We start from the raw sequence: 21,895 nt of genomic DNA, 5'->3' as shown, positions 1-21,895 counted from the left end.
ACGCTCCTCGATTCAGTTGCCGCCGCGCTTCTTGCCGCCGTTGTTGGCCGCACCACCGTTGTTAGCGGCACCACCGTTGTTAGCGGCACCACCGTTGTTAGCGGCACCACCGTTGTTGGCCGCACCACCGTTGTTGCCGCCGCCGGCCTGGACGGTGATCTTCACCGCGTCGAAGGCCGGGGTCTGGTTGGCCCGCTCCATCATCGGGATGCGGTGCGAGCCGTCACCGGCCCACGAGGCACACTGGGCGACACCCGCGGTGGGCAGGCCGGGCACCTGGATGGTCACCACGTCCGGGGCGACGCCGCCCTTCTTGTCCTCGGTCGCCGCGAAGAACGCGGGCACCGGCGACGGGTCGGGGGCCTCGGTGGTGTTCGCCAGCATCCGGCAGGCGGTGTGGAAGTGGCCGCGCTCGATGCCGTTCTCCAGAACCGAGCTCTCCACGTAGTAACCGCCGGCGCCGGCCGCGAGGAACCGGTCGCGGATCAGGTTCCGGGTGCTGACCTGCAGCGTGAACGGCGTGTTCACGGCCACCGACTTCGGCGCCGAGGTGATCAGCAGCGACGGGTTGTTCGCCGCCGCGCCGACCTCACCGAACTCGGTGGTGACGCAGCGATTGGGGTTCTGGAAACCGTCGAACAGCTGCAGCTTGCTTTGCGTGCAGTTGTTGGCGAGGACGCCGAGACCGGCGCCGGGCGGCGGGGTGGGCTGGTTCCCGGCGTTCGGGTCGGCCTGACCGCCGTTGTTCCCGCCGTTGTTGTTCCCACCGTTGTTGTTGCCGCCGTTGTTGTTCCCACCGTTGTTGTTGCCGGCGTTGTTGTTGCCGGCGGCGACGGAGGCTGCCGTGGTCGGCGCGGCGGTGCCGTTGTTGCCCACGTTGGTCATGACCCACTGGCGGCACCGGGCACGGAGCTGAGCCGTGGTCACGGTCTCGCCCGCGCCGTCGTCCGGGTGCTGGATCACGGTGCCGTTGTTCGTGGTGTACGTGGTCCGCTTGGTCTTGGTTGACAGCTTCGCCGGCGGCGGGGCCTGCACGTTGTCACACGCCGAGAGCGCCTTCTTCTGGGTCCGGGTGGTGGCCGCGTTCGAGACCTGAGTGACAGTCACGATGCCGCCGAACGCCACGAGCGTGGCAGCGACCGCGATGATCCGGCGACGGCCGCTGAACCAACCCGAATTACTGGATGCGCGCCGGTACTGGGACCTTCGCATGTGGGACACCTTTCTCTGTCGACCTGGACGGGGTTTCGGGGACTACCTCGCCCGGAAGATGCGCATGGTCGTGATGACGCCGGCCACGAGGGCGACGGCGAGGACAAGCAGAACCACGGTGGTGTTGACACCCGGGATCCCGCTGGTGCTGCTATGCGCGGCAGCGACCATCTGCCCGTCAACGGGCACCGGGCCCGAGCCGGGAGTAGTGGGGGCGGCCGCCGTCGGCAGCGCGCCGTAGTCGACGATCCCGCTCGACTCCAGCAGCGTCATGTGCGTCATGACGAACTGGTTGGCCTGCTGCGCGAGCTGGCGAACCGCGTCGTTGCGGGTGCTCGCGCGGATCGTCGCGATGGCCGGGAAGATCTTGCCGTGCGCCGCCCGGAGCCGGTCGATGTAGATCTCGTCGAACGTCGTCGAGTTGGCGGCGCGCATCTCGCTCAGCCAGTACTGCTGGTCACCGTTCGGCTGATTGGGCAGCTCGATGTCCAACTTCTTGGCGACGTCCCGGTCCAGCTGGTCGAGCAGCACGTGCTGCGCGCTGATCGACTTGCCGATGTTCACGATCCGCGGGTCGTCCGACTTCTCCTGGGCCATGTTGCTGGCGGGGATCTCCCAGAGCCCGGCCAGCCGCACCTTGATCACGAAGTCGCGATCGGCCGGGCTGACCGAGCCTGCGCCCTTGGCGTTGAAGGACGTGGACGGCACCGGGATGCCCGGGATGGTCGAGTCCGCGCGGGCCGGGGAGATCGGCGTCAGCAGGAACGTCAGAACCATTGCCGAAATGCCCACCAACCAGCGCGACGGCCGGCCTGCGAAGCGAGCGGCAACCATTTCCAACCTCCGGTAGTCAGCAGTTAGGGAATCGGGCGTTTGACTCAGTAGCTGTAGTCGCCACCGGAGCTACTGGAATCGGAGCCGGATCCGGCGGGCGGGGAGACCGGCTTCGAGATGGCCGGCACGCAGGTGAGGTTCTTGGCGCCGTCCGGCTTGATCACGAACCACTTGCCCGAGACGTTCTGGCCCTTCCACGTACCCGGCGTCTTGTCGCCGATGTAGTGGTAGACCGGCCAGCCCTTGATGGTCAGCTGCTTGGTGCCGTCCGCACGGGTCACCGTGCCCACCACGTTGGCCGCGACGCCCTTGAGGGTCGGCTTGCCGTCGTTGGTGAGGGCCGGCTCCCAGACCTTGGCGCAGTCACCGTTGCAGTTGGACTTGGCCGGGTTGTTCGAATCGCCGTCGAAGCGGTAAAGCACGAAGCCCTTCTCGTCCTCCACGACCTCACCCATGCGCTTCACGGCGGTGCCGGTGAGCGTCTTGGTGACCTTGGAGGCGGGAAGTGCCGCGGTGGAGCCGGAACCGGGAGGCGCGGTGGCATCCGGGTCGGTGTTGGCGGCTGGGTCGCTGGTGGCCGACGGGTCGGCGGTGGCCTTGGGGTCGGCCGTCGCGCCGGGGCTCGCCGCGGAGTCGTTCGAGGCGGGTTGGGCGGCGTTTCCGTAGTCGGCGGCGTTGTATGACGCTGGCGCGCAGCCGGTCACTGCGAACGCCGCCGCGATGGCCGCTCCCACGACCATCAACTTTCGCTTCTCCGGTACCACTTGCCCTCCAGGGATTGCTTCTTCTGGCGTTTCCGGGCAGTAGTACGAGGGCCGGGCCGCGTTGGTTGAACACTCAGGCCCATCAAATTCCTTAATTTTCTTTGAAGCACTCGGCGTGTCGGCGTGCACACGAAGAAGGGCCCGGCCGATTCGGCCGGGCCCTTCTGAAAAAAATCCGTTACGGTACGCGGACCAGCGTCTCGCCGCCGCCGGAGGACGTGACCTCCTGCACCTGGACGTGCGCGATGTCCTCACGTGGCGTCGCGGTGACCGCCTGCAACAGCAGCGGGCTCGGATTGGCGGCGGTGCCCCAGCCCTTCTCCCCCACCGTCCAGGAGCCGAGCGACTCGGTGGTGCCGTCGGTGTGCACCACCACCATCCGGCATTCCAGCGGACCCTTGATGCTGGAGACGGCGAGCGATATCTGCGTGCCGAAATCCTTCTTCTCCAGGGCCACGTCGGCATGCACGCCGGAGCGCGGATCGGTGCCGCTGTATTTCTGCCCGGTCAGTTCGGGACCACCGATACCCGGGCCGTCCTGCGCATTGGGCAGCGGGTCGAGTTGCGAACTGCCGCGCTGGGCGGTCTGGTTCGTTTTCTGGTCGGGAGCGAACCACTTCCCGCCGGCGAACAGCGCGCCGATCGAAAGCATCGCGAAGATGACCACGGCCGCGGCCAGTGAATAGAGCCGCCGGCTGTTGGCGCGGCGCCGCTCCGTCCGCACCTCGCCCAGCATCTTGTGCAGCACGAGGCCGTCGCGCTTGACCTCCTCGGCGGCCACCACGGCGCTCGCGTCGACATCCGCCAGCAGGTCGGCGACCTGCACGAAGGACTCGAGCTCGAACGCGCAGCGTGGACACTCGATGAGATGATCTTCGAAACGTGCGGCATCGTGCTGGTCCAGCACACCCAGCGCGTACGACGCAACGTCGTAGTGCTCTTCCTGCGTCATTACTCCGTCACCCCCCGCTGCTGCAGCGCGGTACGCAGCGCACGCAGAGCGTAATACACGCGTGACTTGGCGGTACCCAACGGAAGGTTGAGCTTCTCCGCCGCCTCCGGCACCGTCCGGCCCCGGAAGTACGTCTCGATCAGGATCTCACGGTGCGACTGGGACAGCTCGCGGAGGGCATCGGAGACGGTCATCGACTGCAGGACGCGGTCGGTGTCGTCCGCCGTGCTGGGGAAGCTCTCCAGCTCACGGTCGTACGTCTCGGCGGGGCGGGCGCTCGCGCTGCGGTGGTCGTCGATGGCGATCCGCCGGGCGACGGTCACCAGCCACGGACGCAGCGACTGCTGGCCCTGCGCGCCGAGCCGGTGCGCGTTGCGCCAGGCCCGCAGCAGGGTCTCCTGCACGATGTCCTCGGCGCGCTGCCGGTCGCCGCCGGTCAGGCGCAGCACGAACATCAGCAGCGGGCCGGCGTGCTCCTCGTACAGCATCTTGACGAGGGTGTCCTCGTGGCTCGGCTCCGAGGAGCCGTGCCGCGGCGCCTGCCGGGGAATCACCGAGCCACCGTCACCGCGGCCGCCGTCGAGGGACTGCCAATGGCCGCCGGACCTCTGTTGTGTCATCAGGCACACCCCGCCCGGCGCGAGCCGTTCCTCGACCACCGCATGCATTGATACCTCCGCCCGGAGCCTTCCCCGTCGCCTGAGATACGGGCGGGGGGACCTGGGGGGATCAACGCTCTCGCGGAAATTTCCGGGACGCGGGGGGTCAACTGTCCTCCGGTGTCGTGTGGGGGGCGGCACGGGCATATCGGCGACGATCATTGAATCGATCAAATCAATCCATCACGACCGATATGCCTACCAGGGCGACCGAATAATACTCAGACACACCGGTAACAGGGAACGCCCTTCTGAGCTGGGGCGACGCACTCGGGGTGCGGTTTCTCACCGCTGCGTGTGCACGTGCATCCGCACCGTACGCATCCGCGCCCTTGGGAGCGCTCTCAGTGGCTTATGCCCGATTACGCGAAGTGGCCAGCGTCAACGCCCGATGCAGGACCCGGGCGTCGCCGAGCATCCCGCGCAGCCGCCGCTCCAGGCCGGCGATCGGCACGAGGTTCTGCGGGGCGCGCGGATCCTTGTACGCCGACGAGGCGAACCGCGGCAGCGTCGCCCCGGACAGCTCGGCCAGCTCGATCGCCTGCTCCGGAGTGAGATCGGGCGAACACTCCACCCGGACGATGCCCGACCAGGGCGCGCCCGAGCCGCCGGGCAGCCGCAGATACCACGACCAGCCGCCCCAGACCGTGCCCAGATGGAAGACCGGGGTGCGCTGGCCCGGCTTCAAGGCGGTGACCACGGCGTTCAGCGTCGCGGACAGATACTGCGACTGCTGGCGCTTCACGAAGCCCAGCGTGCGTGGCAGGTGACGCCGGTTACGCAGCGGGCCGTCCACCACGAGCAGGTCCTCGGTCTGCCGGGCCATGGCCGAGATCTCGATCTCCAGCGCGGTCAGCTGCGGCTGTACCGCCGCCGGCAGCTTGCTCGCCTCGCCCTGGCCGGAGACCCGATGCACCTCGTACCGGATCATTCCGGTCTGCAGGTCCTGCGCGGAGGGGCTGGCCGTGAACAGGCCCCGCCCGACCCGCGCGTCGACCAGCTCGGCCGAGCCGCGGCCCAGGTCGCAGCGGACCACCCCGGCGGCGAACGAGGCGGCCAGGCCGGCGTACGAGGTGCCGTCCTCCTCCTGGGTCCAGAGCCCGGCGTCGTTGCGCCGCACGCCGTCCACCAGGAACACCACGTCGGGCGCGCGCCGGCCAGGGGGCACGTCGATCGGGGCCCACTCGGCGGCCGGCACCTCGACGTCGGTGTCGACCTGAGCACTCGACGGCGAGGCCGGGCCGTCCTCGCCACCCTCGAAGGACGACCCGTACGACGGGTCCCACGCGTCGACGAACATCCTCGTCACAGGCCGACCCTCTCCACCCGGGCGGACCGGGCGTCCTTGCTCACCTCGAAGCGCACCGGCACCCGCTCGGCCAGCGCGGTCACGTGGGTCACCAACCCGACCATCCGGTCGCCACGGGCGGCGAGGTTCTCCAGGGTGGCGGCCACCACGTCGAGCGTGGCGGCGTCCAGCGAGCCGAAGCCCTCGTCCAGCACGATCGACTCAAGGCTGGCCGCGGTGGACGACAGGCCGGCCAGCTGCTCGGAGAGCGCCAGCGCCAGGGCGAGCGACGCCTGGAACGTCTCGCCGCCGGAGAGCGTGCGCACCGCGCGCCGCAGCCCGGCGTCGTGGTGGTCGATCACGGAGAACTCGCCCTTGTCGTGGATCAGGTCGTACTGGCCGCCGGTCAGCTCGCGCAGGAGCCGGGACGCGCCGTCGACCAGCAGGTCCAGCGCCTCCTCGAGCAGCCAGCGCTCGAAGTTGTTGGCCCGCAGGTGACCGGCGAGCGCCTTGGCCACCCGGCCGTCGCGCTGCAGGGTCATCCGCTGCTCGCTCAGCTCCCGCACCCGGTCGCGCCGGTCGGCGATCTTTTCGCGGTCCCCCTCGGCGGTGGTGGCGGCGACGGCGGCCGCCCGGATCAGGTCGGCCTCCCCGTTGCCCTCACGGTGCGGCGGCGCGGCCAGCCCGGCCGCGGTGAACAGGGCGGCGATCGTCGCGTACGCGTGCACGGTGGCCTCGTGCGCGGCGCTGACCCGCGCGTCCGCCTCGTCCCGCGCGGCGACCCGGCCGCGGTGCTCACCCTCCGCCCAGCCGACCAGGACGGACCAGGCGGCGGCCAGGTCGTCGCGCTCGGCCGGCGGCGGGCCGAACCGGGCCACCCCGTCGCGGACCTGGTCGAAGGTGCGCCACGCGGTGCGCTCACGCTCCTCGGCGCGCAGGGCCGCGGCCTGCGCCCGCCGCTGCGCCTCGCGGGCGGCGCGGACCGCCGTGCCGGACTGGTCGAGCTTGCGCTGCAACGAGTCGATCTCGGCGACCTGACGCTCCAGCGCCGGCACGCCGGGCGAGCCGGCCACCACGGCGCGGACCTCGGCCAGCCGGGACAGGTGGTGCTCGTGCTGGGCCCGCTTGCGCTCGAGGTTGCCCTCCAGCTTGCGGGCCACCGCGTCGCGCTGCTTCCAGCCCGACTCGGCGACCTCGGCGGCGGCCCGGGCGGCCTTGCCGGTGGCCTCGGCCGCGCGCACGGCCGAGCCCTCGGGCATGGCCGGGACGGTGGTGACGGTCTGCTCGCAGACCGGGCAGTGGTCGCCGGCCACCAGGTGCGCGCGCAGCGCCGCCGCTCGGTCGATCCGCTGCGCCTCGGTGTAGTCGAGCCGGGCCTGCTCGAGCAGCTGGGTGGCGCCGAGGTGGGCGCCGTGCGCGAGTTCGGCCGCGGCCTGCGCGTCCTTGAACTCGACCTCGGCGACCTGCACCTCGCCGGCGAACCACTCCTCCTGCCCGAGCAGCCGGTCGAGCTCGGCGTGCCGGTCGAGCAGCAGCTTCAGCGAGCCCACGTCCCCGGCGGCGGCCAGCTCGCCGCGCACCTTCTCCTCGCGCTCCTCGGCGACCCGCACCTCCTCCGCGGCCTCCGCGGCGCTCGCCCTGGCTGCCGCCGTCGCGCCGGCGATCTCCGCACTTCCCTCGGGCGTACGGACGGCCCCGAGCGCACGCAACTCCGCCTCCAGGGCGTCGCGGGCGGCGGCGGCCTCGGCCTCGGCGGCGCGGGCGGATCGCAGCCCCGGAACCGACTCCTCGACGGCGACGGTCAGCTCCCTCATCCGCGTCAGCCGCTGGTCGGCCGCGTCGACCGCCTCGTCGGTCGCATCGGCGAGCCCGGCCAGCTGCTGCTCGATCACGCCGAGCTTGTCGGTGGCGGTGCGCTCCCGGGCCACCGCCCGCTGCTGCACGTCCTCGTAGACGCGCAGGCCGAGCAGGTTGATCAGGATCTGTTGCCGGACGGCCGGCTTGGCGTGCAGGAAGTCGGCGAACTGGCCCTGCGGCAGCACCACGCAGCTGGTGAACTGCTCGTACGGCAGGCCGACCGCGCCCAGGACCGCCTCGTCCATCTCGGCGGGGGTGCCGGCCAGCACCTCGCCCAGGTCGTCGAGGTCCATGCCGGTGTCCAGCTTGGTCACGTCGAAGCCGGTGGGCATCAGCTGCAGGCCGGCGCCGGCGGTCTTGACGTTGCCGCGGCCGTCCCGGCGCACCACCCGGGTGGCCACGTAGCGGTCGCCGGCCGACTCGAAGACCAGCCGGACCTTGGCCTCGGCGGCGGACGGGGCGAGCGCGTTGGCGATGCCGCGGGCGCCGCCCCAGCGCGGGACGGTGCCGTACAGCGCGAAGGTGATCGCGTCGAGCACCGTCGACTTGCCCGAGCCGGTCGGCCCGACCAGCGCGAAGTAGTCGGCGTCGGTGAAATCCACCGTGGTGTCGTCGCGGAAGACGGTGAACCCGGACATGTCCAGCCGGATGGGCCTCATGACCCGGCCACGCTTCGCTCCGCCGCGCCGTCGGCAAGGCCACTGAGCCACCTGCGTTCGCTGCGCTCACTCATGAGTTGCTGCTCACCTCGTCGTACAGCTCGTCGAAGAGCTCGCGGACGCCCTCCTCGGCGTTCCCGCGACTGTCCAGGTAGTCACCGAACAGCTCGCGCGGCGACCGGCCGGCCCGCTGCGCCATCCGCTCCCCCGCCTTGTTCGGCAACATCTCTGGGTCGATCCGCACCTCGAGCGCGTTGGGCAGCAGCTCCTGCACGTCCTCGCGCAGGCCGACCCGGGGCGACTCGCGCACCAGGACACGGAGCCAGGCATCCGGAAGGTTCACCGTGGCGAGCTGGTCGAGCGTGCCGCGGACGGTACGCAGCGCGCGGGCCGAGGAGATCGGCACGTCCCGCACCCGGGCCGCCTTGTCGGTGGCCACCTCGACGATGGCGACCGAGGGCACGTTCTCCTCCTCGCCGAAGTCCACCGCGAGCGGGCTCCCGGAATACCGGGTGGGGCAGGGCGCGATCACCTGCTGGGCGCGGTGCAGGTGGCCGAGGGCGACGTAGTGCGCGTTCCGCGGGAAGACGGTGGCGGGCACGGCGTAGCCCATGATGGTGTGCGCCTCGCGCTCGCCGCCGCCGGCCGACGCCCCGACGATGGTCAGGTGGGCCGTCACCAGGTTGATCACGCCCGGCTCGGCGAACGGCTCGCTGAGCTTCTCGATCAGCCGGGCGATGTGATCGGCGTACGTCTGGGTCGCCTCCGCCGCCGTCAATTCGTACATTTCGGACGCCCGGATGGCGTAGCGCTGAGAGAGGAACGGCACGGTGACCAACTGCCAGCGTTCGCCGCTCGCGGTCTCACCCTGGACGAGCAATTCGTCCGGATTTTCCCGAAATGACCCGCGCAGGACGATGCCGGCCGCCTCGGCCCAGGGACGCAGCGCATCCAGGGCCGCGCCGTTGTCGTGGTTGCCGCCGATCGCCACCACCTGCGCCCCGGTACGCCGCAGCGCGGAGAGCGCGCGGGTGACCACCCGGGTCGAGTCGGCCGTGGGCGCGGCGGTGTCGTAGAGATCACCGGCCACGATCACCAGATCAGGCTGCTCGGCCTGGGCGATCTCGACCACCTGGGCCAGCACCTTGATGTGCTCCTCGTGCCGGGTGCGGCCTTTGAGGACCTTTCCGACATGCCAGTCGGAGGTGTGCAGGATGCGCATCGCAGAACCTTAGAACGGGATGTCGTCGTCGGCGCCGGGGCGGCCCACCACCGCGAACGGATCGGCGCCCTGGACGATCGAGCGCATCGAGGCGGCCGGCGGCGGGCCGGACTCGGACTTGCGGGTGGCCCAGGCCGGGAACGGGAACTCGACGCAGAGCGGGACCGGGATGTCGGGCTGGTTGACGAACATCGTGCCGGGCCGGGCCAGCAGGGCGCGCTGCCGCATGGCCGGCGGGAGGAAGCCGTACTCGGGCCGCGCCGCCTCGGCCGGGTCGAGCCGGCCGACCACCCGGATCGCCGAGTTGGTCACGATGCGGCGCTCGACCTCGCTCGCGGTCTGCTGGGCGCCGATCAGGATCACGCCGAGCGAGCGGCCGCGCTCGGCGATGTCGAGCAGCACCTCCTTGATCGGGGAGCTGCCCTCGCGCGGGGCGTACTTGTTCAGCTCGTCGAGCACCACGAACAGCAGGGGGCGGCCGGTGCCCGCCTTCTCCTTCTCGTCGAACTCGGTCTTCAGCGTCACGCCGACCACGAAGCGCTGCGCGCGATCGGGGAGATTGTGCAGGTCGACGACGGTGACCTGGGCCGACTCGGCGGTCTTGATCTGGTGGGGACGGCGGGTGGCCAGGTCGCCGCGGATCAGCCGGGACAGGTCGCGCTTGCTGCCGATCAGCCGGCGGGCGAACGCGTTGACCGTGCCCATGTTGACCGCGCTGCCGGCCCAGGTGGACCGGGTGTCGTCGTCGGTGAGCTGCTCGACGATGTGGTCGACCAGATCGCCGTACGACGAGATACGCCGGCCGTCGATGCTGATCCCGCCCTCGGCGGCGACCGCGTACCGGTTCAGGTGGGCGGTCACCGAGTGGACCACCATCGTGTACTGCTGGCGTTCGTCGTCGGCGTCGGCGAACACGTACGGCAGCAGTTTGCGGTCGCAGAACTCCTCGAGCGTCCAGTAGAACGCGTCGACCCCGGTCAGCCGGCTGCTCACGTCGGGCGCGCCGGACGAGTCGCCGGCGCGTGGGGGCGCGTAGACGCGTACGTCGGAAAAGGGGGTCGCGGGCAGTTCCAAGAGCTTGTACGCCGCGGTCGTCGGCTGGTCGAGCTTCGTATTCGCGTGGTCGAGGAACAGCAGGTCCTCGCCCTTGACGTTGAAGATCAGGGCGCGCGCGTTGGCCCCGTCGGCGCCCAGCTGGCCGGAGCGGAACACCGAGTAGAGCAGGAACGTCGCGAAGCTGGTCTTGGTGGCCACGCCGGAGATGCCGGAGATCGAGACGTGCGCGCCGCGGGTGCCGTCGAGGAAGTCGGCATTGAGGAAGACCGGCACGCCGTCGCGGCCGGTGCCCATCGGGATGCGCCGCTCCATTCGGTCGAAGTGCAGCGCCGCGTCGCGCGCGCTGCCCTCCGCCCGGTGCACGACGGCGCCGGGGGCAGGCGGCACATACAGCTCGGGGTCGACCCGGGTGGTGGTGATCTCGGCCGCCTCCTGCACCAGGGCCGGCAGCGTGCCCTCGGCGATGGCGAAGACGTCGGAGTCGAACTGCGCGCCCTCGTGCCGCGCGCGAACCTGGGTGACCACCCCGGCGATCGTCACCGGCTCGCGGTCGGGCAGCTCGCGCTGGGTCACCACGACGTCGTCGAGCTGCAGGTAGCTCCCCGGGGTCACGGCCGTCCAGAACTGGAGCGGCGTGGCATCGGCGGTACCGAGAACCCGCCCGACGGGGTCATTGTCCGGTTTTGCATTCAGTTTTCCGCTGCGGGGAAGCTCAGCTTCGTCAGACACGCGGATCATGTTGCCTCAGAGGTACGACAGAACGAGCAGCCGGCGGGGGTTGGCACTGGTTGTCCACAACTTCTGGTGGCCATCCACAGATTTATCCACAAGATCTTGCCCGGGCTGTGGAGGCGCGCCCGACATCGAACCGATTGCCGCCGATCGGTCAATGACCGGGTGACGACTCGTTGAAAAGGGGACCCTGCATGAGTCCACCCGCCGTCGTCGTGGGCGACCACGACCTGATCCGGCAGTCGGCGGCCGATCCGGAGGCCTTCGGGCAGATCTTCGACCGGCACGCCGCCACCATCCACCGCTACCTGGCCCGCCGGGTCGGGCCGCTGCTCGCCGACGACCTGACCGCGGAGACGTTTCTGATCGCCTTCCGCAGTCGCGATAAGTACGACATGTCGCATGCGGACTGCCGGCCCTGGCTGTACGGCATCGCCGCCAACCTGCTTCGCGGCCATCAGCGCGCCGAGGTCCGGCAGTACCGGGCGCTCGCCCGCACCGGGGTCGACCCGGTCTACGACGCCTCCGAGGACTCCGACGCCCGGGTGACGGCGGCCGGCGATGTGCGCGCGCTGGCCGGCGTGCTCGCCAAGCTGCCGGCCGGCGAGCGCGACGTACTGACCCTGATCGCCCAGGCCCAGCTCAGCTATCCCGAGGTGGCCCGGGCCCTGGACGTCCCGGTCGGGACGGTCCGCTCCCGCCTGCACAGCGCCCGCAAGCGCATCCGTTCCGCCCTCCCCGACCTTCCTGGAGACGACGATGAGTGACCTCGACCTGGTCGAGCGCTTCCGCGCCGACCTGCCGCCGGCCGAGCCGGCCGTGCTGAGCCGGGCCCGCGCCCGGATGTTCCACGACCCGGCGCCCCGGCGCCGCGCCCGCTGGCAGTGGGGACTGATCCCGGCCGGTGCGCTCGCCGCCGTGGTGGCGGCCGCCGTCGTGCTCGGCGGGACGGGCCACGCACCGGTCCCGACTCCGCCGGCCGCCCACGGCTCGCCGGGCTCCCCGGCCACCGACGCGGCCGGGGTGCTGCGCCTGGCCGCCGCCGAGGCCCGCCGCGACCCGCTGCTGACCGCACGTCCCGACCAGTTCCTCTACGTGGAGTCGCGGGTCGCCTGGGCCGGGGCCACGACCGCCCTCGGCAACTCCGCCACCCCCGGCACGATCGGGACGACGGGCTACCAGCCGCCGGTCGAGAAGCTCCGCCGGGTCTGGCTCTCGGTCGACGGCACCCGCCCCGGCCTGTTGCGGCAGCAGCGGGCGAACGGCGGCAAGGTGCAGACCATCCCGCTGGGGAACGAGGACGCGCCGGGCGTGCGGCTGCCCTCGCCGTACCGCGACGACCTCCCCACCGACGCGACCGCCATGCGGGCCTACCTCTACTCCGCCAAGCCCGACCCGGCCCGCAAGTCCGACCTGAGCCCCGACACGATGGCCTTCACCAAGGTCGGCGACACGCTCCGGGAGGAGTATGTGCCGCCCCGCGCGGTGGCCGCGCTCTTCGAGGCCGCCGCCACGATCCCGGGCACCACCGTGAAGAAGCAGGCCGACCTCTCCGGTCGCCGGGGCATCGCGGTGTGCCGCGCCGACCAGGGCCAGAGCTACGAACTGATCTTCGACGCCTCGACCTACGCGTTCCTCGGCGAGCGCGACGTCGTGGCCGGGGACCACCCCGGGTTGCCGAAGGACGCGGTGCTCGGCTGGACCGCCCAGCTCCGGATGGCGATCGTCGACCGGGCCGGTCAGCTGCCCTGACGCCGCACGTACCGCAGGAAAAGCATGTCTTGCCGGGAGAGCACGTGCCGCAGTGACATCTCCCGCGCGACACCGGGCGTCCCGGCCGCGATGCGGCCGGGACCGCCGCCCACCAGCAACGGCGACATCGTCAGGCAGAGCTCGGTGACCAGGTCGAACGCGATCAGGCTGCCGAACAGGGACGGGCCGCCCTCGGACAGCAGCTGGGTCGCGCCCCGGTCGTGCAGCACCCCGATGCCCGCCGCGAGGTCGTTCACCGTGATCACCTCGGCGACCTCGGCGATGCGGCCCGGCCGCGCGTCCCGGTAGGTGAGGACGATCGGGCGGATCGGAGCGTCGCTGAAGATCAGCTGGTCGGGGTCGAGGTCGAGCGCGCGGGAGACGACCACCATCAGCGGAAACTCGGGCAGGCCGTGCTCGACCCGCCAGGCGCGAGCGGCCGGGGTGAGCCGCAACGCGTCGTATTTCTCCGTCCTGATCGTCCCGGCGCCGACGATCAGCGCGTCGCACACCATCCGCAGCGAGTCGAAGATCTCCTTGTCGCCGGGGCCTTGCAGCCCGGCGGAGAGTCCGTCGACCGTGACCGCGCCGTCCAGGGCGGCGATGAAGTTGACCCGCAGCGTCGGCTGCGGGTTTCGCGGATAGAGCTCGACCAGCCCGGCCGGGTCGGCCGGCCACTCCCGACATGCGCTCATGGGCCGGGCGGGCCGGTCACCGGCGGGGTCGGCGTCGGCGGCTTGTGCTGGCAGTCGCACCACGAGCCGCCACGGCACTCCTCGTGGCGGCGCTCCCGGCAGGCCCGGCAGATCACCCCCCGACCCTACTGTCTTCCGCGTCACTCGCGCCGCCAGTACGCTCCTGTGACGCGGGGCATACCGCCATGCCCTTGACGCGCGAGACACCGCCGCGCAATCAGGACGAAACGCCGCCTTGGCAGGGTTGACCATCACGGTCGCTGACTCAGGAGGAGACGAATGTTGCTGCGGGTACGCGTCACCCTGCCCGACCGCCCGGGAGCCCTCGGGCAGGTGGCGCGCACGCTCGGCGTCGCCGGCGCCGACATCGTGCAGGTCGTCGTCCTGGAGCGGCTCGGCGGCCGGGCCGTCGACGACTTCACCGTGGTCTGGCCGGGCGCGTCCCGCGTGGAACGGCTCCTCGCCGGCCTCGCCGCCATCCCGGGCGTCCAGGTCGACGGCGTCTGGAAGGCGATCGGCGCGCCGGTCAACGGCGGCCACGACGCGGAACTGCTGGCCCAGGTCGCGGCGAACCCGTCCGACGGTCTCGCCACGCTGGTCGACGCGGTCCCCGGCCTGCTGGCCGCGGACTGGGCCGCGGCCGCGGTGGTGCCGGCCGACTGGGCGTCCCGCTCCTCCGCGCCCCGCTCGCTGCCCGGCGTCGCGGCCGAGCCGACGGTTGTATACGCGAGCTGGCGCGCCCCCGGCCCGCTGCAGCTCCCGGAGATCACCCCGCTGCGGGCCCGCCCGCTCACCGGCGCCGAGGGCACGCGCTACGCGATCGCCCCGTTCGGCCGGGCCGGGCTGGTGCTCGTGGTGGCCCGCGCGGACGACGAGGAGCTGCCCGCGGCCGGCTTCCACGTGACCGAGGTGGACCGGGTGGCGCAGCTGGTCCGGGCCGCCGCGGTGATCCTCGGCGACCGCCTCGACGCGGCCGCGGTACCCGCCGCCATGTGATCCGACTCTCCATAAAACCGCAGCTCAGGCAATGTCCGGTTAACACCCGCCAGGCAGAATTGGGACAGGAAAGCTGAACCTGAACTCGCCGGAAGGAGTGCCGGGACCATGGCGCTGTGGCGGATCCGGGCGACGGTCGACGACCGGCCGGGCTACCTCTCCGTACTGACCGCCAGCCTCGCGCTGAAGTCGGTCAACATCCTCGCCGTCCAGGTGCACACCACCGAGGCCGGCGCGGTGGACGACTTCCTGGTGGACGCGCCCGACGCGCTCACCGAGGAGGACCTGCTCACCGCCGTCGGCCGCGGCCGGGGGCGGAACGCCTTCGTGTGCCGGGCCGAGGCCGAGGGCCTGGCCGACCAGCCGACCCGGGCGCTGGCCCTGGCCGGGCGGCTGGTGCACGACCCGGACGCGCTGGGCGAGGCGCTGGTCGCCCTGCTCGACGCGGCCGAGGTGCGCTGGCGGCCGGAGCCGCTGCCGGGCCGGCCGGGCTACACCGACGACCGGATGACCCTGGCCGACCCGTCCGGCGGCTCGTACGAGGTGCTGCGGGCCCGCCCGTCGTTCACCCCGGCGGAGTACGCGCGGGCCCGGGCCCTGGTGGGGGTGGCCGGCGCGACCGTACGGCACCGGCAGGAGGAGACCACGCTGCTGCTGACCGACGGCAGCGAGCTGACCGTGCGCACCGCCACGCCGGACGACGCCGACGGCGTGCTCGGCCTGCACGAGCGGGCCTCGGTGGCCTCGGTGCGGAGCCGCTACCTGGGCGGCAGCGCGCCGAGCGAGTCCCGGCTGCGCCGGCTGCTCGACCCGGCCGGCGGCCGCACGCTGCTCGCGGTCACCGCCGGCGGCCAGGTCGTGGCCATGGCCAACCTGCTGGCCGAGGGCGACCTGGGCGAGATCGCGGTGCTCATCGAGGACGACTGGCAGCGACGCGGCATCGGCACGGCGCTGGTCCGCCGGCTGCGGGCCTGGGCCGAGAAGGGCCACTTCGCCGCGCTGGTGGCGCACACCGCCGCCGACAACGTGGCGATGCTGCGCACGCTGCGCCGGCTGGGCGCGGGCCCGGCCGAGCGGGACGGCGCGATGGTCAGCGTCACGATCGCGATGCCCGGCCGCGTCGACACGCCGACCGAGGCGGTCAAGCGGTAACCGTGCCGTGCTCCACACAGGTCGCCGTCCAGCCGGCCGGCACGACCTGCACCTTCATCCGGCGACGGCAGTGCGTGCAGTAGCGGGGCGGCTCGAGCTTCCGGGCCGCCTCGCAAAAACCATGATCACTGTTGTCCTTCGGGAAGCCACAGCGGTCGCAGTACATCAGAGCGTCGCCGAAAGGGCCTTGACCGGCATCTTCAGGTCGGCCAGCAGAGCCAGGTCCTCGGTGGCTGGCCGGCCGAGCGTCGTCAGGTAGTTCCCGACGATCACCGCGTTGATCCCGCCCAGCAGGCCGTCGCGCGTGCCCAGATCGCCGAGCGTGATCTCCCGGCCCCCGGCGTACCGAAGAATGGTCCTGGGCATTGCCAGCCGGAACGCGGCGATCGCCCGCAGCGCGTCGGGCCCCTCGACGACCGGCTGATCGCCGAGCGGCGTGCCCGGGCGCGGGTTCAGGAAGTTCATCGGCACCTCGTGCGGGTCGAGCTCGGCCAGCTGGGCGGCGAACTCGGCCCGCTGCTCGATCGACTCGCCGAGCCCGAGGATGCCGCCGCAGCACACCTCCATGCCCGAGTCGCGCACCATCTTCAGGGTGCTCCAGCGCTCCTCCCACGAATGGGTGGTCACCACGTTCGGGAAGAAGGAGCGGCAGGTCTCGAGGTTGTGGTTGTACCGGTGCACGCCCATCTCGACCAACTCGTCGACCTGTTCCTGGGTGAGCATGCCGAGGCTGGCGGCGACCTGGATGTCGACCGCTTCCCTGATCGCCTTGACGCCCTCGCGCATCTGGTCCATCAGCCGCCGGTCGGGCCCGCGCACGGCGGCGACGATGCAGAACTCGGTGGCGCCGGTGGCGGCGGTCTGCTTCGCGGCCTCGACCAGCGACGGGATGTCCAGCCAGACCGAGCGCACCGGCGAGGCGAACAGGCCGGACTGCGAGCAGAAGTGACAGTCCTCCGGGCAGCCGCCGGTCTTCAGCGAGACGATGCCCTCGACTTCGACTTCCGGACCACACCACTTCATGCGTACGTCGTGCGCCGCCTGCAAAAGCTCGGGCAATTCCTCGTCCGGTGATCGCAGAACCTCCAGGATCCCGGCCTCATCGAGGCCCACACCGGTGGCCAGCACCCGTTCGAAGATCTCCCGCATCCACGCACCCTACCGTGCTGCTACCGACGCCTGGTCCTACGGACGGCGTGGAGAACCCGGGCCCCCGCGGGGCCGTTCGGCTGTGGCTGGAGGGTCCGTTGAGTTGTCGGTGGTGAGTGATAGTTTGCCCTTCTCGTGATCGTTGGAGGTGCCTTGACGGGCTGGTTGGATGCGCTGGAGCGCCTCGCCGGGAGCCGGGCCAAGGCCGGGCTCACCCGTCAGTTGCGGCCGCGTCCGGCCGCCGACTTCGTCGTCGACCTGGCCGGCAACGATTATCTCGGGCTGAGCGTCCACCCCGCGGTGCTCGAGGGTTCGGCCCAATTCCTTGCGGCGTACGGGTTGGGAGCCACCGGTTCACGCCTGGTCCGCGGCTCGACCGAGGCGCACGCCGCCCTGGAGTCCGCCCTGGCCGACTGGTTGGGTGCCCCGGCCGCCCTGGTGTTCTCCTCGGGCTACCTGGCCAATCTGGCCGCGGTCCGCGGGCTCACCGCGGTGTGCGACCTGATCGTGTCGGATGCGTATAATCACGCCTCCCTGATCGACGGCTGCAAGATCTCCGGCGCCCGTACGATCGTGGCGCCGCACAACGACCCGGCCGCGGTCGCCGCCGTCCTCGACGCTCATCCCGGCCAGACCGCGCTGGTCGTCACCGAGTCGGTGTTCTCGGTCGACGGCGATCTCGCCCCGCTGGCCGCCCTGCACGAGGTGACCTCGGCCCGCGGCGCGCTCCTGCTGGTCGACGACGCGCACGCGCTCGGCATCCTCGGCCCGGCCGGCGCCGGCGGCGTGCACGCGGCCGGCCTCGCGGGCCGCGAGGACGTCATCGTCACCGCCACACTGTCCAAGTCCCTCGGCGGCGCCGGCGGCGTGGTGGCCGGCCCAGCGCGGTTCATCGAGCACCTGATCGACACGGGCCGCACGTTCATCTACGACACGGCGCTGCCGCCCGCCGTGGCCGGCGGCGTCCAGGCCGCGATCGGCATAGCCCAGGCGGCCGACGATCGGCGCGCGATCCTCGCCGCCCGGGGCGCGCAGATCGTGTCGCGCCTGGGAGCGGCCGGTTTCGCCGTGCCCCCGCCGGCCGCCGCGGTGCTGTCGGTGGTCGCGCCCGGCCCCGAGGCCGCCGTCGCCTGGGCCGCCGACTGTCGCGACCGCGGGGTGGCGGTCGGCTGCTTCCGCCCGCCGTCCACCCCCGACGGTTCGAGCCGGCTACGCCTTACCCTGAACGCCGGCGTCGCCGACGAGGCGTTCGCCCACGCCCTCGACGTCATCGTGGAGTGCGCCCCATGACCGACGACGCTGCCCACCTCAACCCGTCCCCCTTCGACCGCACCCACCTCGACCCGGCCCACCTCGACCCGGCCCACCTCAGCCCGGCCCACCTCGACCCGGCCCACCTCAGCCCGGGGCCCACCTCGACCCGGCCCACCTCGACCCGGCCCACCTCGACCCGGCCCACCTCGACCCGGCCCACCTCGACCCGGCCCACCTCAGCCCGGCCTACCTTGGCCCGGTCCCGGTGCCCGAATTGCCGCAGCCCGCCCGGCCCTTCAGCCTGCGCCCGGCTGTCCCCGCTCCTCGCCCAGCCGCCGAGCCACCCCAGCCGCCGCCATCCCAGGACAGCCCACCGCCATCCCAGAACAGCCCACCGCCATCTCAGGACAGCCCGCCACAATCCCAGGAGAGCCCACCGCCATCCCAGGAGAGCGCGCCGCCCGCCGCGCCCGAGCCGATGCCTGCCGAGCCGGAGCCGGTGCCTGCCGAGCCGGAGCCGGTGCCTGCTGCGCCCGTGCCCGCCGAGCCGGAGTCATCCCCTGTCGAACCCGTCGAGCCGGATGCTGCTCCGCTGAACGCGCCGATATCGCCTGCGCCGGTGGGAGACGATCTGGCCGCCGCCGAGGTGCCCGATGGGGACGCTCTCGGGGAGGAGATCGCGGCCGAACTCTCCGCGCAGGCCGCCCCGCAGCGCCCCGACCACGGTGAGTGGCGCGGGGTGGTGCTGGTCACCGGGACCGATACCGACGTCGGGAAGACGATCGTCACGGCGGCGGTGGCCGCGGCCGCCCAATCGTCGGGGCTACGGGTGGCCGTCATCAAGCCGGGACAGACCGGCATCGCCACCGGCGCGCCGACCGACATCGAGGTCGTCACCCGACTGGCCGCGCCGGACACCACCCGGGTGCTCGCCGAATATCCGGAGCCGATGGCGCCGCTCGCCGCGGCCACCGTTGCCCAGCTGCCGCCGCTGGAGCTCTACGCCGTTGTGGACGCCATCCGGGCCGAGGCGGACAAGCACGACCTGGTCCTGGTCGAGGGCGCGGGCGGGCTGCTGGTGCCGATGGGCGTAAGGCCGTCCGGCGAGGCGTGGACCCTGGCCGACCTGGCGATCGCGCTCGGGGTCAAGACCATCGTGGTCGCACGGGCCGGGCTCGGCACACTCAACCACACCGCGCTGACCCTCGAAGCGCTCAGCCGGCGGGGCGTGCCGGCCGGGGTAGTGATCGGTGCCTGGCCGCCCGACCCCGAGTTGGTGCACTGGGCCAACCTCAGCGAGCTGGTCCCGCATCTGATGGGCGCCCTGCCCGACGGCGCCGGCCGGATGGATCCCGGGGTCTTCCGCCGGTCGGCGCCCGGCTGGCTGACCCCGCCGCTGTACGGCGTCATCGACAACTGGCGGGTCTGGGCCGAGGAGACCGACGGCCACTGACGTACGGCATGCTTCGGACGCCGCCTCTACTCGCTGCGGCAAGAGGCGCTGGATCCGGTGCGCAGCCTGCTCGCCGAGTTCTGGCCGGACGCGACAGCGCCGTGACCGCATCGGCGACCACGCCTTCCCGGGGGCGCCTCAGAGGGTCAGTTTCATGCCCTCGTGACTGGCGACGAAGCCGAGCGCCTCGTAGAACCGATGCGCGTCGATCCGGCGCTTGTCGGTGGTGAGCTGCACTATCCGGCAGCCGCGATCAAGGGCGCGATCCATCGCGTACGCCATCAGCTTCTTGCCGAGGCCGGCCGAGCGACGGTCCGCGCGGACTCGGACCGCCTCGATGGTCATCCGCCAGGCGCCGCCGCGGCTCAGGCCGGGCGTGAAGGTGAGCTGGCAGGTGGCGATGACCTCGTCGTCGGCGGCGACGATCAGCTCGTTGTTCGGGTCGGCGTCGATCGCCTCGAACGCGGCCCAGGTCGCGGCATCCACCTCCTCGGGGACCACGCCGAACCCGCGGGACCGGGCGATGTCGTCATCCGCCAGCAGGTGCAGGATCGCGGGCACATCGGCCCGTCCGGCCGGGCGGAACGTCATTTCGCCGGGCACCGCAGGCCCGTCTGGGGCACCTGGAGATCGATGAGGTAGCCGTCCACCGCCTGCACGATGCAGGGCGTGCTGGGGTACGCCGTGTGCCCCTCGCCCTCCCAGGTGAGCACGTGCCCGACGCCCAGCATGTTCGCCAGGTCGGCGGTGTTCTCGTACGGCGTCGCCGGGTCGCCGGTGGTGCCGACCACCACGATCGGCGGGGCGCCGGTGGCCGCGCCGGCCGGGTACGGGTCGCGCGGGCCCGGCCACAGGCTGCAGGACAGCATGCCGACCGCGAGCGAGGCGCCGAACAGCGGATACTTCTTCCGCCACTCGCCCTGCAGCTGGCGGATCTCGGCGACGCTCGGCACGTCCTTGGTGTCCGAGCAGTTCACCGCCAGGTTCGCGTCGAAGAGATTGCTGTACGTGCCGTCCGGTTTTCGCTCGGCGTACTGGTCGGCGAGGGTGAAGATGCCCTTCGCGTTGCCCTGCTTGAGCGTGGACACCGCCCCGGCCAGCGCCGTCCAGCCCTGCTCGGTGTAGAGCGAGGAGATCACCGCCAGGAAGATCCAGCCCGCGGTCGCCTTCCGCCCGTCGGTATATGGCACCGGGTTTTTGTCGGCCGCGGCCATCGCGTCGGTGACCGCCTTGCGCGCGTCCGGCGCGATCGGGCACTTCCCGGGCGTGGCCTTGCACCAGTTGCTGAAGTTGGTGAACGCCCGCTCGAAGCCCTTGGCCTGTGTCTCGGAGCCCTGGACGAAGGTCTGCTTGGGGTCGACCGCGCCGTCCAGCACCATCGCCCGGATCTTGGTCGGGAACTGCTGGGCGTACGTCGCGCCGAGCAGCGTGCCGTACGAGAAGCCCAGGTAGGTCATCTGGTTGTCGCCGACCGTCTGGCGGATCGCATCCATGTCCTTGGCCGCCTGCTCGGTCGAGAAGGTGACCAGCTGGTCGCCGTACTTGTTGCCGCAGCCGTCCACGATCTTCTTGTTCAGCGCGACGAAGCTGTCGAACTGCGCCTGGGTGGCCGGGTCGGGCGGGGAGGCGAAGTTCGCATCCTGGTCGGCGTCGCTGATGCACTTCACCGGGTCGGACCGGCCGACGCCGCGCGGGTCGAAGCCGACGATGTCGAACTGGTTGGTGACCGCGGTGGGCAGGCCGCCGAAGGCCGCGCCGTAGGACAGGTAGACCGCGGTCTCGACGCCCGAGCCGCCCGGGCCGCCCGGGTTGATCAGCAGCGAGCCGATCCGGTTGGTCTGCGTCTTCGACCGGATGCGGATCAGGGCGATCCCGTACGTCCGGCCGGTGGTCTTGTCGTTCCAATTCTGCGGGACCTGGACCGTGGTGCACTCATACGTCATGTTCCGAGCGGCCTGGCCGACCAGCGACTTCGGGATATCCGAGCAGTCGCGCCAGTCGGTGGTGCCGCCGGTCGGCGAGGTCGAGCCGTTGACCCCGGGCTTGGCCTCGCCCGAGCCGTCCGGCGCGAACGTGGGCACGGTGCAGCCGGCGACGGCGAGCACCGTCGCGAACAGGAGTCCGGCGACCAGACGGAGACGACGCGGCACGATCACGGCCCTTCGACAGCTGTTGTGGCGAGATCGAGGTTATCCGGTCGATCCGACAA

The 21,895-nt window shown here is 71.7% G+C and carries 19 protein-coding genes and 1 pseudogene; 6 read left to right on the top strand and 14 right to left on the bottom strand.

The window, feature by feature from the left end; genetic code table 11:
* Positions 1–12: 12 nt before the first annotated feature.
* From IH26_RS0100680 to IH26_RS0100640, 9 genes are all read right to left on the bottom strand, one after another.
* On the bottom strand, positions 13–1,212 hold the full coding sequence (locus IH26_RS0100680; protein ID WP_169789695.1) for a Pecanex-like protein 1: 1,200 nt from the start codon (positions 1,210–1,212) through the stop codon (positions 13–15).
* Between the two features lie 42 nt (positions 1,213–1,254).
* Positions 1,255–1,989, bottom strand: a complete 735-nt coding sequence (locus IH26_RS0100675) for a DUF4142 domain-containing protein (protein WP_051807167.1) — start codon at positions 1,987–1,989, stop codon at positions 1,255–1,257.
* Positions 1,990–2,090: 101 nt separating this feature from the next.
* On the bottom strand, positions 2,091–2,786 hold the full coding sequence (locus tag IH26_RS0100670; RefSeq protein ID WP_030434103.1) for a hypothetical protein: 696 nt from the start codon (positions 2,784–2,786) through the stop codon (positions 2,091–2,093).
* A 202-nt stretch (positions 2,787–2,988) separates the two neighbouring features.
* Entirely contained in the window at positions 2,989–3,762 is a 774-nt protein-coding gene (locus tag IH26_RS0100665; protein ID WP_030434102.1) for a zf-HC2 domain-containing protein, read from the bottom strand.
* The gene (locus IH26_RS0100660) at positions 3,762–4,430 is read right to left on the bottom strand and encodes a sigma-70 family RNA polymerase sigma factor (RefSeq protein WP_030434101.1); all 669 of its coding nucleotides are present in this window, start codon (positions 4,428–4,430) and stop codon (positions 3,762–3,764) included. The genes IH26_RS0100665 and IH26_RS0100660 overlap by 1 nt, the downstream gene beginning before the upstream one ends.
* A 343-nt stretch (positions 4,431–4,773) precedes the next feature.
* Positions 4,774–5,730, bottom strand: coding sequence for a hypothetical protein (locus IH26_RS0100655; protein WP_211268535.1), 957 nt, complete (start codon positions 5,728–5,730; stop codon positions 4,774–4,776).
* Positions 5,727–8,225: an AAA family ATPase gene (locus IH26_RS0100650; protein ID WP_030434099.1), complete on the bottom strand. Its 2,499-nt coding sequence runs from the start codon at positions 8,223–8,225 to the stop codon at positions 5,727–5,729. Before IH26_RS0100650 ends, IH26_RS0100655 begins: the two co-directional genes overlap by 4 nt.
* A 70-nt stretch (positions 8,226–8,295) precedes the next feature.
* Entirely contained in the window at positions 8,296–9,447 is a 1,152-nt protein-coding gene (locus IH26_RS0100645) for an exonuclease SbcCD subunit D (RefSeq protein WP_030434098.1), read from the bottom strand.
* A 9-nt stretch (positions 9,448–9,456) separates the two neighbouring features.
* Positions 9,457–11,241, bottom strand: a complete 1,785-nt coding sequence (locus tag IH26_RS0100640) for an ATP-binding protein (protein ID WP_245664852.1) — start codon at positions 11,239–11,241, stop codon at positions 9,457–9,459.
* A gap of 188 nt (positions 11,242–11,429) precedes the next feature.
* Between IH26_RS0100640 and IH26_RS0100635 the strand changes: the two genes are divergently transcribed.
* Both IH26_RS0100635 and IH26_RS0100630 read left to right on the top strand, forming a co-directional pair.
* Positions 11,430–12,002, top strand: a complete 573-nt coding sequence (locus IH26_RS0100635; protein ID WP_030434096.1) for an RNA polymerase sigma factor — start codon at positions 11,430–11,432, stop codon at positions 12,000–12,002.
* The gene (locus tag IH26_RS0100630) at positions 11,995–12,987 is read left to right on the top strand and encodes a CU044_5270 family protein (RefSeq protein ID WP_051807165.1); all 993 of its coding nucleotides are present in this window, start codon (positions 11,995–11,997) and stop codon (positions 12,985–12,987) included. Before IH26_RS0100635 ends, IH26_RS0100630 begins: the two co-directional genes overlap by 8 nt.
* Here the strand turns inward: IH26_RS0100630 and IH26_RS0100625 are convergent.
* Positions 12,975–13,682, bottom strand: coding sequence for a pyrimidine reductase family protein (locus IH26_RS0100625; protein WP_030434094.1), 708 nt, complete (start codon positions 13,680–13,682; stop codon positions 12,975–12,977). The two genes, IH26_RS0100630 and IH26_RS0100625, sit on opposite strands and share 13 nt — an antisense overlap.
* A 279-nt stretch (positions 13,683–13,961) precedes the next feature.
* Here IH26_RS0100625 and IH26_RS0100620 point away from each other — a divergent pair, with 279 nt between their 5' ends.
* Positions 13,962–14,678: an ACT domain-containing protein gene (locus tag IH26_RS0100620; protein ID WP_030434093.1), complete on the top strand. Its 717-nt coding sequence runs from the start codon at positions 13,962–13,964 to the stop codon at positions 14,676–14,678.
* A 108-nt stretch (positions 14,679–14,786) separates the two neighbouring features.
* Entirely contained in the window at positions 14,787–15,830 is a 1,044-nt protein-coding gene (locus IH26_RS0100615; RefSeq protein WP_030434092.1) for a GNAT family N-acetyltransferase, read from the top strand.
* Here IH26_RS0100615 and bsaP read toward each other — a convergent pair.
* Together bsaP and bioB are read right to left on the bottom strand one after the other, a co-directional pair.
* Positions 15,820–16,056: pseudogene (bsaP, locus tag IH26_RS64385) on the bottom strand (biotin synthase auxiliary protein BsaP); the annotation flags it as partial. The gene IH26_RS0100615 and the pseudogene bsaP sit on opposite strands and share 11 nt — an antisense overlap.
* Positions 15,996–16,979, bottom strand: coding sequence for a biotin synthase BioB (bioB, locus tag IH26_RS0100610; RefSeq protein ID WP_030434091.1), 984 nt, complete (start codon positions 16,977–16,979; stop codon positions 15,996–15,998). The pseudogene bsaP and the gene bioB, both read right to left, overlap by 61 nt.
* A gap of 153 nt (positions 16,980–17,132) precedes the next feature.
* Here bioB and IH26_RS0100605 point away from each other — a divergent pair, with 153 nt between their 5' ends.
* The gene (locus IH26_RS0100605; protein ID WP_030434090.1) at positions 17,133–18,269 is read left to right on the top strand and encodes an 8-amino-7-oxononanoate synthase; all 1,137 of its coding nucleotides are present in this window, start codon (positions 17,133–17,135) and stop codon (positions 18,267–18,269) included.
* 640 nt (positions 18,270–18,909) lie between these two features.
* Positions 18,910–19,686, top strand: coding sequence for a dethiobiotin synthase (gene bioD / locus IH26_RS0100595; RefSeq protein WP_051807247.1), 777 nt, complete (start codon positions 18,910–18,912; stop codon positions 19,684–19,686).
* Between the two features lie 138 nt (positions 19,687–19,824).
* Here bioD and IH26_RS0100590 read toward each other — a convergent pair whose 3' ends face one another.
* On the bottom strand, positions 19,825–20,277 hold the full coding sequence (locus IH26_RS0100590; protein WP_030434087.1) for a GNAT family N-acetyltransferase: 453 nt from the start codon (positions 20,275–20,277) through the stop codon (positions 19,825–19,827).
* Complete coding sequence (locus IH26_RS0100585) at positions 20,274–21,836, bottom strand: alpha/beta hydrolase (RefSeq protein ID WP_030434086.1); 1,563 nt, start codon at positions 21,834–21,836, stop codon at positions 20,274–20,276. The genes IH26_RS0100590 and IH26_RS0100585 overlap by 4 nt, the downstream gene beginning before the upstream one ends.
* Positions 21,837–21,895 lie beyond the last annotated feature (59 nt).

The organism is Actinoplanes subtropicus (assembly GCF_000721705.1).
GTDB classification, from domain to species: domain Bacteria; phylum Actinomycetota; class Actinomycetes; order Mycobacteriales; family Micromonosporaceae; genus Actinoplanes; species Actinoplanes subtropicus.
This window is presented reverse-complemented; position numbering and strand designations above follow the sequence as displayed.